Here is a 14,203-nt window from a genome sequence, read left to right on the forward strand (position 1 = left end):
AGTGATCGAAGCCGAATGGCGGAAACGCGCGATTACGCGGTTCCGGCGCAGACGAGAGCGCGGCCCGCAGGGCAACAAGGCGGCCGCCCATTTTGCGCAGGTCCGCGCCGAGTTGGAGCGTGCGGGCACGCCTTGCGGGCCGCACGACATGCAGATCGGCGCACACGCCCGCAGCGAGTGGCTGATCGTGGTAAAAGGAATTCGTCCGCATGCCCGGCGTGCGGGTGGAGAACCGGGTGTAGCGGTTGCGGTGGGCGTGACGGCTTTCCTGCGGGTATGAGAAAGGCCCCGACCTTCCGGTCGGGGCCTTTGTTCCGCGCCTCAGTCGCCGCGGCGACCGTTGGGGCGGGACCAGATGAGGGAGAAGGTGTCGCCTTCTTCGTCATCGAAGAGGTTGGCGTAGATCGGGGCGTTGAAGCTCGGATCATCCAGCTTGAGGCCCAGATAGTCGCGGCCCTCGTTGGAGCGCTTGGACCAGGCGGCGCCGATTTCGGCGCGGCCGACCAGAACCCGGTGGCTGGGGGCGTTCTCGCCGGTGGCGCGCAGGTCGGGAACGATGCGCACGCCTTTGGCCTTGACGCTCAGGGTGACGATTTCGCCGGTGAAGTCGTTCGAGCCGGTCTTCTTGAAGGTGCCGATGGTTGCCATTTTAAGTCTCCGTTTTCCGTTTCCGAGCCCGCACCATTGCGGCCTCTATGGCTATCGACCGGCCGGAGACGAACGCTGGCGCACCCCCTTTGGGGGCTGGACAGCACAGGAGAAACTTTCTTGTTCCGCGCGGAATGGCGGCTCTGCCGTCAGGGGAAGAAAGTTGTGACGACGCTGTTGCGCTAAAGCGGTCGAAGCGCATCGCGCTGTTCTTCGGCCAGATCAGGCCATTGAAGAGGCCGTTTGGAGCGGTCGAGACACGGGGGCTGAACGGAGACGTGGCAATCTTGAGGCCCCATCACGATGACCAGACGGGCAACACCGGCCTTGCCGGTCGCCCTGCGTCTCAGGCCATGCGCATCTCTCTTTCCGGCCTGTTCTACCGGCATTGCCCCCAACCGGGTACTGGAAAGACCACAAACACTGGTGCTCCCCGTTCTGCGCTCCTATCAGCCGCATCTGTGCCTCAAGCTGATCCGATGCCTGGTCGCTGTCTGCCACCATTTTCCTGACGAAGATGGAAGATGATCCGCACTCGCTTCTGGTCGCCATCAACGGATCATTGCGGTTCAGGTGCGTGCAAGGTTCCCGTCCGCTGGACCGGCCGCCGCCATGCCCGCAACGCGCAGGAACGCTGTTACGCCCACCGCAATGGCCCCGATCACCGAGAAGATGAGCTGCCATTTTTCAGACGGCATCATATGCTTGACGATACCAAGCGTGGCATAAAACCCGGCCATCCCCGCCGGAGCGACGAAGGCCAGAGCAATCAGCAGACGGGCCCAGATCGGGCGGACCAGCATGAGCAGGCCCTGACCGACTGCCAGTGTCAGACCAGCGGTGAGAAGACCGACAGCGATGCTGCCGAGCCAGCCAGCCCCCGTGCCATAGGACCAGGTGCCTGCATTCAGGCCGAAAAAGAACGGCAGGGCGAATACGGCGAGATTGAACAGCAGCCAGCACATGGTGCCGATGGCTGCGATGGAAACGAGGATTCCGAGAACGATCATGGTGGTGTCTCCGTGCAAAAGGTTGGACGGTTGCGCCTTCCACCACCACCACGGCGCGCTGCGACATATAGCATAAATATGCCTGTCCAGGCGACATGGAATGATCGGCGGGCGCTATCGTCATGCTCATGATGACGTGGGAAGGCAGCGCTCACGCGCTGCCGGTCCCGAAGCGATAGACCGGGATGCCCATCTTGCGGGCCTTGTCGGCCAGGTTGTCCTGAATACCCGTGCCGGGGAAGATGATGACCCCGATCGGCATCGTGGCGAGCATCTGATCGTTGCGCTTGAACGGTGCTGCCTTGGCATGTTTCGTCCAGTCGGGCTTGAAGGCGACCTGTGCGACCTTGCGGTTATTGGCCCAGGTGGCCGCGATGCGTTCCGCGCCCTTGGGCGATCCGCCGTGCATCAGGACCATGTCCGGGTGCTTGGCGTGGACCTGATCGAGCTTGGCCCAGATCGTCCGGTGATCGGTGGTGTCACCGCCCGAGAAGGCGATCTTTGGTCCGGCGGGCAGCAGCACCTCATTGTCGGCCCGGCGTTTTGCGGCGATGAAGTCGCGGCTGTCGATCATGGCCGAGGTCATCTGGCGATGGTTGACCCGTGAGCCGGAGCGTTGCGACCAGGGCGTGCCGGTGGTGCGCAGATAGATGTCGGCGGCGGTATCGCGGAAGGTTTCCATGCTGTCGCGGCGCTCGATCAGGCTTTGGCCCGCGCCGATCAGGGTTTCGAGCTGGACGGATTTGACCTCGCTGCCGTCCTGTTCACGCTGAAGACGCTTCTGTGCCTGCTCGTTATCGTCGAGTTTGGTCTCGATCCGCTCGACAGCGCGGTGGAAGGTGTTGACGGTGGACCACAGGATCTCGTCGAGGTCGAAATCGAGGCTGGTGTCGGCCATGGTGGAAATCAGGGCGTCGAAGATGTCGGAGACTGCGCCCTGGATGACGTGATCTTCGGGTGTGATCCGGGGATCGGCCTCGTCTTCGGAGGGACGGTAGCCGTAGAGTTCAAGTTCTTCGATGGCGTGGCCGGTCGGGGACGTGCTGTGATCGGGTTCGAAATCGTCGTGCGCGTACATGGGATGCTTCCGTCAGTTGGACCGCGACCGTCGCGGCCTTCATGGCGAGACAAGCCCACGGGCGCTCCGGTCTGGCAGCGCGAGCCTCTGGCGAGGGCCTTGATGGCAAAGCCCGGCTGATTTGTTTCGCGCTGTAAAGGCGGGCTTGCCCGCCGACGGAAATCAGTCGGGCGCCGCCATTGCCTGACCGGAGCGTTTGTGGGCCGATCGCCCTCTCGGAAGGCCAAGGCGCGGTCCTCTGCTGATGACAGGATGCAGCCTGTGCGCATGACAGCATCGGAACGCCCCGATCACGGCCCCGTGCCGGCTATGCGATTGAAGCCATGAAGCGGCTGACGTCCTCGGGAGCGATTTGCACCCGGATCTCTGCCCGAACGGCATCCAGCCCGTGAGTTGCGAGATCTTCGTTGAAGTCCCCCATCATGGGCGAGAGCGTGATGGCCTCGATCCCGGCCTCGTGCGCCCGGTCCACCAGGCTATCACGGGCGCTGTCACCTGCCGGATCGTTGTCGCGGACGATATAGAGCCTGCGCAGGTGCGGCGGGAACAGGATGGCCGCGAGGTGTCCGGCCGAGAGCGCGGAAACCATCGGCATGGTGGGCAGAGCCTGACGCAGCGACAGGATGGTTTCGATACCTTCCCCCGCCGCCATGACATTCTGCACATCACCGAAACGCACTGCATGTCCGAGCAGGTCGCCCATTGCCTTCCTCGGCGGATCGACGGGTGCCTTGCCGGAACCGTCCGGTGCCAGCCATGTGCGGTGTGCGCCGGTAATCCTGCCATCGAGGTCGGTGACGGCGGCGATCATCGCGGGCCAAGCTTCGGTCGGGCCATCGTCCTCGGGCCGCCAGTAACAGTTGGGGTGAAAGCGCAGATTTGCGGTCTGGCGTAAATCCGTAATGCCGCGTCCGCGTAAATACGCTTCTGCGGTACTGCCGATCAGCGGCTGCGTCATGCGCCAGAGGCGGCGTGCGGCCTCGGATGATCCGGATGGTGCTGGCGTTCGGGACGGACGGAATGGTGGCTGCGGTTCAGGATGCGGCAGGCTGAGGAAGCGCCGGGCTTCTTCGGCAACGTCCGCGAAGTCGATCAGACCGAGCGAGTCCTGGATCACGTCCAGCAGATCGCCATATTCACCCGTGGCCGAGTCCTGCCATTTACCGGCAATGCCTTTCACGCTGTCGTGCAGCCGGACGAACATGGACCGGCCAGCCGTGTTTCGGACATCGCCAACCTGCCAGTAATTGCCCTGTTTGCGCCCATTCGACAGATAGTGGCGGCACACCGCCTCGGCCTGTCGGCCGAGACGCTGCGCCAGTTCGGAAGCGTTGAGACGCGCCATTATGCGGCCTCCCTCTCACCGATGCGCAGGACCGGGAAGCGGTCAAGCAGTTTGCCGATGATCTCCGGTCCCATCGCGCCGACCGGCACGAAGAAGCGCAGTTTCCACGAGATGATCTCGCTGAAGAGGCCATAGGCCCGCAGCCGGTCGCGCATTGCGTCAGTAAAGCCGGTCAGTTCGATCCGGCTGGCGCCCATGACCCGGACGCGGCGCAGTTGCAGCCCTTCGGCGAGATCAAGGATCGTGCGACCTTCGATCAGCGCGGCATAGGCGGCATCCGGTGTCAGGTTGCTGGTGACGCCACTGGTCGAGGCATTGGCAGCCCATGCCGGCGATACCCGGCGACCGATGATGCGTTCGCCCTCGTCGGTCTGGAGCCGATAGACGCGGGAGGAGTCCTGCGGCAGGCGTTTCCAGATTGGCAGAAGCAGCCCTGTCACCATATGCAGGATGCTGTCGGTGAACTCCGGCACCTCGGCCAGTTCCGCCTTCCAGGCCACGGTGAAGGCGGAACGATCGGCCTCGATCCAATGGGTCTCACTCATCGCCCGAACCGGAATGTTCATCGCCTCCATGGGCCGGATCAGCCGCACGCGCCGTTCGATCTCGCCATCATCCAGCATGACGCTGGTGGTCGGGATCTGAACGGCGGCACGTCCCGATCGCTCGTTGATGAGCAATCTTGCGCGGGGATCATCCAGTTCCGCCAGGGCTGCATCGAGCGTGACCGGCTGATTGCGTTTGCGCTCTGTGAGCGTCAGGAGCCGCGTTTCTGCGCCGGTGCCCGGATGGGTGTGGATCACCTGCCGGTCGGTGACGATGAAGCTTTCGGCCTTCAGCGTCTCCAGCCCCATATCATAGGTGCCGGATGCAATCGCACCGTCGATCCGCGCCTGCAGAAGCTGCTCGAAGGCCGAGAACAGGATGCCCTGCAACTCGATGGTCAGCGCCAGCAGGCGGTTGAGGAAGGTGGTGATCGGCGGAAGTTCGTCCTTCACACCATTGCTGTCCATCAGCTTCAGCCCGGTGGCGGATTCAAACCGTTCGAGCGAGCAACCCTCGACCTTGCCGCGCACGATCAGCAGATAGAGCTGGCGCAACGCATCGCGAGCATAGGCGGATTCCAGATTATCCTCGGGACGGAACAGCCCCTGGCCGCCGGTCTGGCGCTGGCCGCGTGTGATCGCGCCCAGCGTGTCGAGGCGGCGGGCGATGGTTGAAAGGAAGCGCTTCTCGGCTTTGACATCCGTGGCGATGGGTCGGAACAGCGGCGGCTGCGCCTGATTGGTCCGGTTGGTGCGCCCAAGCCCCTGAATGGCGGCATCGGCCTTCCAGCCCGGTTCCAGCAGATAATGCACGCGCAGGCGCTGGTTTCTCGCCGAGAGTTCGGCGTGATAGCTGCGTCCGGTGCCACCCGCGTCCGAGAAGACCAGAATGCGCTTCTGGTCATCCATGAAGGCCGACGTCTCGGCAAGGTTGGCAGAAGCCGCACGGTTCTCGACCGCAAGACGTGCCGATGCTCCTTCGCCCTTGCGCACGATCCGGCGCGAACGGCCCGTGACCTCGGCCACCATATCCGTGCCGAAACGCTGGACGATCTGGTCGAGCGCACCGGGGACAGGTGGAAGCGACCCCAGCTGCTCCAGCATCTCGTCGCGCCGCGCTACAGCTTCGCGGCATTCCACCGGCTGACCATCGCGGAAGACAGGGCGTGACGACAGATTGCCCTCGCCATCGCTGAACGGCTCATAGAGCTGCACCGGAAAGGAATGCTGCAAATACGAGCCGACATACTCCCTGGGCGTGACATCGACGGAAATATCGTTCCATTCCTCGGTCGGGATTTCGGACAGCCGGCGTTCCATCAGGGCTTCGCCGGTCGAGACGATCTGGATGACGGCGGCATGGCCCGCTTCCAGATCGGCATCAATGGACCGGATCAGGGTCGGGGTTTTCATGGAGGTCAGCAGATGGCCGAAGAAGCGCTGCTTGGTGCTTTCAAAGGCCGAGCGGGCGGCGGATTTCGCCTGCCGGTTCAGCGTGCCCTCGCTGCCGGTGATATTGGCGGCTTCCATCGCCGCGTCCAGGTTCCCGTGAATCACGGCGAAGGCGGCAGCATATGAATCGTAGATGTGCCGCTGTTCGTCCGTGAGCTGGTGCTCGATCAGTTCATATTCGACGCCATCATAGGAAAGCGAGCGGGCGGTATAGAGGCCGAGAGATCGCAGATCGCGGGCCAGCACTTCCATGGCCGCCACGCCACCGGCTTCGATCGCCTCGACGAACTCGGCACGGGTCTGGAACGGAAAATCCTCACCGCCCCAGAGACCGAGGCGCTGTGCATAAGCAAGGTTGTGTACTGTGGTGGCCCCGGTTGCCGAGACATAAACCACGCGGGCATCGGGCAGCGCGTGCTGGAGCCGCAGGCCCGCACGTCCCTGCTGCGAGGCGGCGACATCGCCGCGTTCGCCTTTTCCACCACCGGCATTCTGCATGGAATGGCTCTCGTCGAATATAATGGCTCCATCGAAATCGGACCCCAACCATTCGACGATCTGCTTGACGCGGGAAACCTTCTCGCCCCGGTCGTCGGAGCGTAGCGTGGCATAGGTGGTAAAAAGGATGCCTTCCGACAGCGTGATCTTTGCGCCCTGCGGAAAGCGTGACAGAGGCGTGACAAGCAACCGTTCCATGCCCAGCGCCGACCAGTCGCGCTGCGCGTCCTCGATCAGCTTGTCGGATTTGGAAATCCAGATCGCCTTGCGGCGTCCGCGCAGCCAGTTGTCGAGAATGATGGCGGCGGACTGGCGGCCCTTGCCAGCGCCGGTTCCGTCACCGAGCATGAAGCCGCGGCGGAAGCGGATCGATCCGGCAGCATCCTCGGGCGCGGCGCTCACATTGTCGAAATGCTCATCCACGGTCCATGCGCCGGCGAGATGATCGGCATGGGCTTCCCCGGCATAGATCACCGTTTCGAGCTGGGCGTTCGACAGACGCGCGCAGATGTCAGCGGGCAGTATGGGCCGGTAGGACGGCTTCGGCGGTGCGACCGAGGCCATGGCGGCAGACTGCACCAGCTTGGTCGGATGCGGCTGCGCGCCAGCAATGCGTAGCGATTGCAGCGCATATTCCTCATAGATCGCGTCGGACAGGCGAGCGCCTTCCGGTGGCGTCCAGTCCACGGTCTCATAGGCAAGTTCGACGCCCTCGGGATCGTTGGCGGGAGCCGCGGCAGGCCGCGCAGCTGTCGCGCGGGCCAGATAGCCTCGCACGGTCTTCGGCGCGGCGGTTGAACCGGGCACCACGATCTTCGGCAATGACACTGACAGGCGCGGTGGGACCTGCGCCTCGATCCATCCGATCAGCGTGGCGACACCGGGCGCGATCCCTGCCGAGGCTGGAAAACTGGCCGAATCCTCGGCGGGCAGTTTGTCGATCACGGTCAGCCGCGTATCGATCGTGGTGCCGTGCTTTGCATAGACCGCGCCATCGACGGCGGCGCTGAACACCACACGGCCACGCGCCTGCAGGCGGATAAAAGCGTCCCGCCATGCCGGAGCTTCGGGACAAAAGCCTGCGCCGGTGATCGCCACCAGCCGACCGCCGGGAGCCAGACGGGCCAGCGCAGAGGCAACATGGCGGTATGCGGCATCGGACACGCGGCCGCTGACATTGGCCATGACCGAGAATGGCGGGTTCATCAGCACCACGGACGGGACGGCATCCGGGGTCAGATGATCGTCGATCTGGGCGGCGTCGAACCGCGTGACGGCAAAGGCTGGAAAGAGCGAGGCGAGCAGATCGGCGCGGGTCTCGGCCAGTTCATTGAGGATCAGCGAACCGCCGATGGTCTGCGCCAGGACCGCCATGAGGCCGGTGCCAGCGGACGGTTCCAGCACCCTGTCATCAGGTGTAATCGCAGCAGCTGTCAGAGCGGCAAGGCCGAGCGGGATCGGCGTCGAAAATTGCTGGAAGTTCTGGCTCTCCTCGGAACGCCGGGTCTGCGTGGGCAACAGCCCCGCGATCTTCGCCAGCACGGAAAGCCGTGAAGCCGGAGACACGGCTTTACGGAACAGTGCTTTGCCGTATTTGCGCAGGAAGCGAACGGTAGCGACTTCGCAGGCCTCATAGGCCAGCTTCCAGTCCCAGGCGCCGGTCGCATCGGATGCGCCGAAGGCCGCTTCCATCGCACCGCGCAAGGTAGCAGCATCGACGCGCTGGCCGCGTTCGAGATGTAGGAGCAGAAGATTGGCCGCAGCCAGGATTGCGGGCGCTGCCGCCAGCGGCGTAACCGGATCGGCCACGGGGAATACCATGTTCATGTCGGGAACCTCAGGAGAGCGGGAACGGAAAAGCCCGGACAGCGCTCTCTCTCGACCGCCCCGACCTGACCCTTTCCGGCCCACCTCTCACTCTCAAAGCGCAGCATGAAAAAAGCGCCCCGACCGGACGGCGGGGCGCTTGTCAGTGTCTTCCCGGGATCATCCGAAGCGGCGACCGGCTTCGGTGAAGGTGTATTCATTGGCGGCGATGGTTTCATCGACCACTGCGTCCGAAGACAGATAATCATATTCGCGCTCAAGCTGGCGGTAGAGCCAGCGGGCCAGATCGCGCAGCGCCTCGATGATCGTCTCCTCGGCATCGGCGGTCATGTCCTGCCAGGTCGGGCTGTCTCGCTCCACCGAGATCGCCATGCAGTATTCGTGATAATAATGGCCGCGATGACTGGCATCGGCGCGAAGCTGATAGAAGTTGCGGTGCTGGATCGCCAGAAGGGCGTCGGCGATGCGGTGCAGTTCGGTGTCCTGCGGGGCGTATTCCCGGATCAGGCGTGGCGCATGTTTCCGGTAGGAATACCAGGATTCAAAGCACGCGCCGTCACCCTGCGAGCAGAAACCCCGGAACCAGATGCAGGGGTCTTGCCGTGTGCCGCCGCCCATCAACCGGACGGTGCGAGTCTTGAGGCTCAGCCCGAGGATTTCCGCGATGCGCTGGAAATCATCATAGACGGCATCGTACCAGTCATAATCGAAGCCGCCCTCACGATACCAGGCACGGGCCTTGTCCTTCGCAGCATCGGACAATTCGTTGAGGCGATAGACGATGGTTTCTATAACCTCAGGCATAGGGATCTCTCCCTTCGAGAACCGAGGAAAGCCAGCCATCGGTGTCAATCCAATCCACCGTCTCGCCAGTGGCAAGATCGAGGACATGCGCGCCGCCGCCGAAGCCATCCAGGCGGGGTCGAGAGCAACTGCTTGCCCATTGCAGTCCCCATAAGCCGGTCAGGCCGAAGGTGACCGCGCAGCGCATGACGAACCGGATGACATGCTCGGGGTCGCCGGTGTCATCGTCGCGTATCCAGAGCTGCGTGCCGTCATGTTCAGGCTGGATCGAGAGCAGGAAGTTGTTGGCGGGTTCATGTTCGGCACTGCTTCCATCCGGCAAGGCATTATAGAGATCGACGGCACGGACGGCATTCTCATGCATCCCGACATCGAGCAGGCAGGAAAAGTGCGTGTGGTAATCGGCCATATCAGGCTCCTGAAACAAGAAAGCCCGGCATGGCACCGGGCGAAATGACGGGGATGGGTAACGGTCACGCGGCCTGCGGCAGGCGGAGCAGATCGGTGGATGTTTCGCGCCAGAAGGGATCGACCAGTCGGGCTTCCAATGCAGCGGCGCGGTAACGCAAGGCGCGGGCCTCGGTTGAAGCCGCTGCCCCAATTGCCATACCGCGCAGGTGGCTCGCCTCGGTCACGATCCTGCGTGCCTCGGCATCGGATGCGACTGGCTGTTCCCAGAGGATAATGCCGGCGCGGATTTCGCCGGCGAGGACCAGGCGCTGATCCCGGTCCTGAATGAGCATGATGCGCGGCTGAAAATACGGGAAGCTGTCCGGCCCCGTGCAAATATCACCGCGCGCCACGCGCAAGGCTGTGGCCTGGATGGCCTCTTCCGGTGACGGGCATTCGCCAAGCGGGATCACACGGTCAAAGCTGTTCGCCGCGTCACTGGCGTCATAGCTGGCCACGCCGAGGCACGAGATGCGCAGCGGCAGCTTTTGCGCTCGATAAAGCGCGGGCAGAACATCGGCTGCCAGAATCTGACCGATGGAACGATAGGTTTCGTTACGGGCAAAGGTCATCGGGATCACTCCATGACGGGCGCCGGTGAGCCTCTCTCCAGCCCTCAACCCGTCACGGCCGACCGGCCCGCACTCTTCCTCTCTGACCGGGCTTGTTCCCGGTTCCGCTGCCGACGATGGGAGACCATCGTGAGGCGCTGAAGGCCCGAAGCGCGGGCTGCCGCGCTCGGGCCGTCGGGGATGAGGCGCTTTCGCGCCTTACTCCCACGGGTCCAGCTCCAGCTTCACCATGTCGTCGTCGCCGTCGAACTCGGCGGCGGGGCAAGCGGCGTGGGTGCCGTCTCCGGCCTGGAACACAACGATTGAAACCATCAGCGTGGTGGCGAGGCTGGCGGCGAAGGCAGTAGCATCTGCATAGGACATGGGTTCCGGCTCCTGTCTTTGGAGGCGGGGGACCATCCCCCGCGCGACAGGCGCCCGAAGTGTCTGACCGGATCTGCAATCACCCGAGGGTGTTCGGATTTTTTCCGAATCCCCGAGGGCGGCACGCGCGCGTAAGCCGACCCCTTTGGGGTTGAATGTCAAAGAGACGGATCGGACCAAGGTTTGCGAATGGAAGCGGGGGTGGTTCTTCGCGTCTAACAGGATGCCGGATACCCGTCGCAGGTGCTCTGCCGCGCCAGCCTTGCCACCATGCTGGCAATAAGACCGTGTTCCCTTCAGGCCGGAAATGCCCCCGTTGCCCATGTGCAAAGACGGTCGGGTTTATAGTGAAGCTGGAACTTTGATAATAGATCGACGCAAAGAGCCCACACTGGCCCCTCATACCTACCCAATTATGGCTGGTGCAGTGGTCCGCTACCAGCCCTTTGCAGATACTGATGCTTGAGCCCTCTTGACCGCCGCACACTTTCATCCACTGTTTAAAAAACAATTCTACACATTATTGGATGACTAGGTGGCAGTATATTTTTTCGCTGAGCGGGACCCCGGTGGCGACTGGCGTTATTCGGTCAAGGTTGGCTATTCGAATGATATCCCAAGAAGATTGCGAAACCTTCAGACAGGTAACCCTCGGGAGATCGCTGTCATGGGGTTCATTCGCACAAAGGACCGTGCAGAGGATCGGCGAGTTGAGGCCGATCTGCACAAGCGCCTCAAAAACGATGCGGTGCGTGGCGAATGGTTCAGTGTGGATCCAGAGCAAATCTTCGACGCACTCCATAGCCATTCCACCAACGCATTCCTTGCAACCGAGGGCGATCCTTTCGAAATCATTGGTCTCGATAGCGATGCCATCCCGGTGTACGCCAGCCCCTGGCATTGGGGCGAGTTCGAGGTAGACGAATTCTGCCCGAGCTGTGGCTGGGCTTGCGGTTGGACAGAGGTTGAGACCGCAGGTGGAATGATGTGCCTAGAATGTGGCGCGCACGAAGCACACTACGAGGATAGGGGTGACGAGCCTGACTGGGACTGAGGCACTGGACGCGTTGAGATGAGATGAAGCGGTGTCGCGCGCGGCGATAGGTTGCTGCTGCCGCGCAGGTGCGAACTGCAATGTTACGCCGCAATATTCTAGATGCGGCGTGGGCATGACTTCGCAAATTCTGCTTTCTGCGCATAGCAGACATTGAGCCCTGACCATGCTGCCAGTGCAGAAAACGACTACTTCGTCCGCACAGCTACGCAAAGAAAAAGCCCGATCACGAGGACCGCGCGAGTTGCGAAAACGCAGGGTGATAAACGGGGCGACCGAAGCCGCCCCGCATGAGCGCTATTCGGCAGCGATCATATGCTGTTCTTCCTCATCGTCAGCCGGGTCGTCCTCACCATCGCCGGAGAGGAAATCGGGCAGATCGTCGGCTTCTGCCGTGGCATCCGATGCCGGATCAACTCCGATACCTTCGTCCACCATGCGCAGCGGCTCAGGCAGCCAGCCGGTATCGGCGAGCAGACGCTCAGCTTCCTTGGCCATGTCGCCCTTCTTGAGGTGCCCGATCAGATCGGCAGCCCGGTCTCCGGCCCCTTCGCGCACGGCTTCAAGGATACGCGGCTTGGTCACGCGGCCGAGATAATTGCCAATCGTCGGCCGCCAGCCCACGGCCACCATGTCGAGGCCGGTCGAACGGGCGAGCCGGTCAGCCTGCGACAGGCGGATGCCCAACCCGTGCTGGCTGACGCCCGTGCTGCTGTAGGGATTCGGCTTCTCATAGAGCGCGTTGACACCGAAACTGACGCAATGGGCGAGCAGATCCATGCGCAAACCCTCGTCCAGATCGGTCAGCCAATCCCAGAGGGCAGCATCGTCTGCCGGGACATGATCGCCCCAGCGTTCGTGGCGGTCAGCGATGGCCTTGGCTGACGCGCTATCGCGCAGATCCTCGGCCTGTGCAGGCAGATGAACCTCCCGAACCTGTGCTTCCAGGCACCCGCGACTGGAATGCGGCACGAAGCAATCCATGACCAACCTGTGCAACAGTGCCGTCATGGCAACATGCGGGTTCACTGCCACCGCATCCCGCAACGCCAGTGTGCGATGCGCGGTCAGTTCGCCAACCAGACGATCGGGCAGCGGCTTGATGGTATTGGCCTCTTCGTCCTCCTCAGTTTCGACTGCCTGGCCGCCCAGCGTAATGACAGCGCGCTGATGGTTGACTGCCGGTTCTGCCCGCTGGATTACCTCGCCGGTTTCCGGGTCAACAATCTCAGCTTCCGGTTCCGCAGGCGTCTCATCCTCGGCGCGAACATAGCCGCGTTCGATCAGCAATGCGCCATCGGCGTCGATGCTGATGAACACACCGGCAATGCCGATCTGATCCGGGCCGAAGGTCATTGGACGGCGCTCGAAGGTTTCCAGTGCCTGTTCGATCTCACCGAGGCGGGCGTCGATCTCGTCAGGCAGTTCGTCCGCCTCGCCATATTCGGCTTCAAGCCGATCATATTCGTCGCGCAGAGCCTCGCGGGTGGCGCGTTCCTCGTCGCTCAGATCGACCGTGGTGCCGACAATCTGGCGAAGGCCATGATCGTGACCGTAAGGAAAGGTGATGGCGACCTCGATCCACTTCCAGCCCTCGGCGGCGATAGCTTCGGCCTCGGCCTTCAGCTTTTCGCCCACCAGCCGGTCGAGCAGCACCGGATCTTGCAGCCAGCCGCCATCGTCCTGCTGGAAGAGATCGCGCAAGACGCAGCCACCAGCTTCCTCATAGGGAGCAATGCCGACAAACACTGCCCGCTTGTCGGCGGCGCGGACCGTGGTTTCGGTCAGCAGGCGGCGGATGTGGTAGGGTTCCTTCTGCCAGCCATCCTTGATCGCGTCCCAGACCTGCTCCTGACGGGCATGGTCAGAACTGACGCTGAAGGCCATGAGCTGTTCCAGCGTCATGCCGTCCTCGGCATAGACGTCGAGCAAGGCCGGTGAGACGGAAACCAGACGCAAGCGCTGCTTCACTACCTTGGCATCCACGAAGAAGGCGGCGGCGATGGCCTCCTCGGTCATGCCCTTCTCGCGCATGGCCTGGAAGGCGCGGAACTGGTCGAGCGGATGCAACGGTGCGCGCTCGATATTCTCGGCGAGCGATACCTCGTCGATCAGGACATCGGCGCTGGCCTCCGACACGACGCAGGGGACCGGCGCGACCTTGGCGAGGCGCTTCTGCTTGACCAGCAGTTCCAGCGCGCGGAAACGGCGACCGCCAGCGGGCACCTCGAACATGCCGGTTTCCTTGCCCTCGGCATCCACCACCGGGCGAACATGCAGAGACTGGATCAGGCCGCGGCGGGCGATGGACTCGGCCAGTTCCTCGACCGAGATCCCGGCTTTGACGCGCCGGACGTTGGACTGGCTGAGAACCAGCTTGTTGAAGGGAATGTCGCGCGAGGACGACAGGGTGATCTTCTGAACGGCAGTGGCCATGTCAGTTACTCCATGACGGACGCCGGTGAGCCTCTCTCTCCGGCTATCAGCCCGTCACGAAGCGAAGCGCCGCCCTCTTCCTCTGAAGAGAGCGACGCCAGCCGCAGAACCTGACCCCGAA

The 14,203-nt window shown here is 62.9% G+C and carries 11 protein-coding genes and 1 pseudogene; 2 read left to right on the forward strand and 10 right to left on the reverse strand.

The genetic code is table 11. The features are described 5' to 3' along the window. Positions 1 to 70: 70 nt before the first annotated feature. Positions 71 to 242 (forward strand): annotated as a pseudogene (locus J2126_RS01580) (type II toxin-antitoxin system VapC family toxin); the annotation flags it as partial. A 79-nt stretch (positions 243 to 321) separates the two neighbouring features. Here the strand turns inward: J2126_RS01580 and J2126_RS01585 are convergent. From J2126_RS01585 to J2126_RS01625, 9 genes are all read right to left on the reverse strand, one after another. Continuing rightward, on the reverse strand, positions 322 to 648 hold the full coding sequence (locus tag J2126_RS01585; RefSeq protein ID WP_209483344.1) for a DUF736 domain-containing protein: 327 nt from the start codon (positions 646 to 648) through the stop codon (positions 322 to 324). 569 nt (positions 649 to 1,217) lie between these two features. Beyond that, complete coding sequence (locus tag J2126_RS01590; RefSeq protein ID WP_209483347.1) at positions 1,218 to 1,658, reverse strand: hypothetical protein; 441 nt, start codon at positions 1,656 to 1,658, stop codon at positions 1,218 to 1,220. Positions 1,659 to 1,809: 151 nt separating this feature from the next. Next, positions 1,810 to 2,736 carry a DUF2493 domain-containing protein gene (locus J2126_RS01595; protein WP_209483349.1) on the reverse strand — a complete coding sequence of 309 codons (927 nt, stop codon included), beginning with the start codon at positions 2,734 to 2,736 and terminating at the stop codon, positions 1,810 to 1,812. Positions 2,737 to 3,043: 307 nt separating this feature from the next. Beyond that, positions 3,044 to 4,081, reverse strand: a complete 1,038-nt coding sequence (locus tag J2126_RS01600; protein WP_209483351.1) for a DUF7146 domain-containing protein — start codon at positions 4,079 to 4,081, stop codon at positions 3,044 to 3,046. Beyond that, the gene (locus tag J2126_RS01605) at positions 4,081 to 8,403 is read right to left on the reverse strand and encodes a strawberry notch family protein (protein WP_209483353.1); all 4,323 of its coding nucleotides are present in this window, start codon (positions 8,401 to 8,403) and stop codon (positions 4,081 to 4,083) included. Before J2126_RS01605 ends, J2126_RS01600 begins: the two co-directional genes overlap by 1 nt. Before the next feature lie 159 nt (positions 8,404 to 8,562). After that, entirely contained in the window at positions 8,563 to 9,207 is a 645-nt protein-coding gene (locus J2126_RS01610) for an antitoxin of toxin-antitoxin stability system (RefSeq protein ID WP_209489741.1), read from the reverse strand. Then, the gene (locus J2126_RS01615; protein ID WP_209483355.1) at positions 9,200 to 9,616 is read right to left on the reverse strand and encodes a hypothetical protein; all 417 of its coding nucleotides are present in this window, start codon (positions 9,614 to 9,616) and stop codon (positions 9,200 to 9,202) included. Before J2126_RS01615 ends, J2126_RS01610 begins: the two co-directional genes overlap by 8 nt. Before the next feature lie 64 nt (positions 9,617 to 9,680). After that, positions 9,681 to 10,229: a hypothetical protein gene (locus J2126_RS01620; protein ID WP_209483356.1), complete on the reverse strand. Its 549-nt coding sequence runs from the start codon at positions 10,227 to 10,229 to the stop codon at positions 9,681 to 9,683. Between the two features lie 198 nt (positions 10,230 to 10,427). Continuing rightward, a complete protein-coding gene (locus tag J2126_RS01625; RefSeq protein WP_010335706.1) occupies positions 10,428 to 10,592 on the reverse strand; it encodes a hypothetical protein in 165 nt (54 codons plus the stop codon). Between the two features lie 535 nt (positions 10,593 to 11,127). On the opposite strand from J2126_RS01625, the gene J2126_RS01630 reads away from it, so the two are divergent. Further along, complete coding sequence (locus J2126_RS01630) at positions 11,128 to 11,646, forward strand: GIY-YIG nuclease family protein (protein ID WP_209483358.1); 519 nt, start codon at positions 11,128 to 11,130, stop codon at positions 11,644 to 11,646. A gap of 297 nt (positions 11,647 to 11,943) precedes the next feature. On the opposite strand, the gene J2126_RS01635 is transcribed toward J2126_RS01630, so the two are convergent. Beyond that, on the reverse strand, positions 11,944 to 14,082 hold the full coding sequence (locus tag J2126_RS01635; RefSeq protein WP_209483359.1) for a Spo0J and enkurin domain-containing protein: 2,139 nt from the start codon (positions 14,080 to 14,082) through the stop codon (positions 11,944 to 11,946). Positions 14,083 to 14,203: the final 121 nt, after the last annotated feature.

It is taken from the genome of Xanthobacter flavus (assembly GCF_017875275.1).
GTDB classification, from domain to species: domain Bacteria; phylum Pseudomonadota; class Alphaproteobacteria; order Rhizobiales; family Xanthobacteraceae; genus Xanthobacter; species Xanthobacter flavus_A.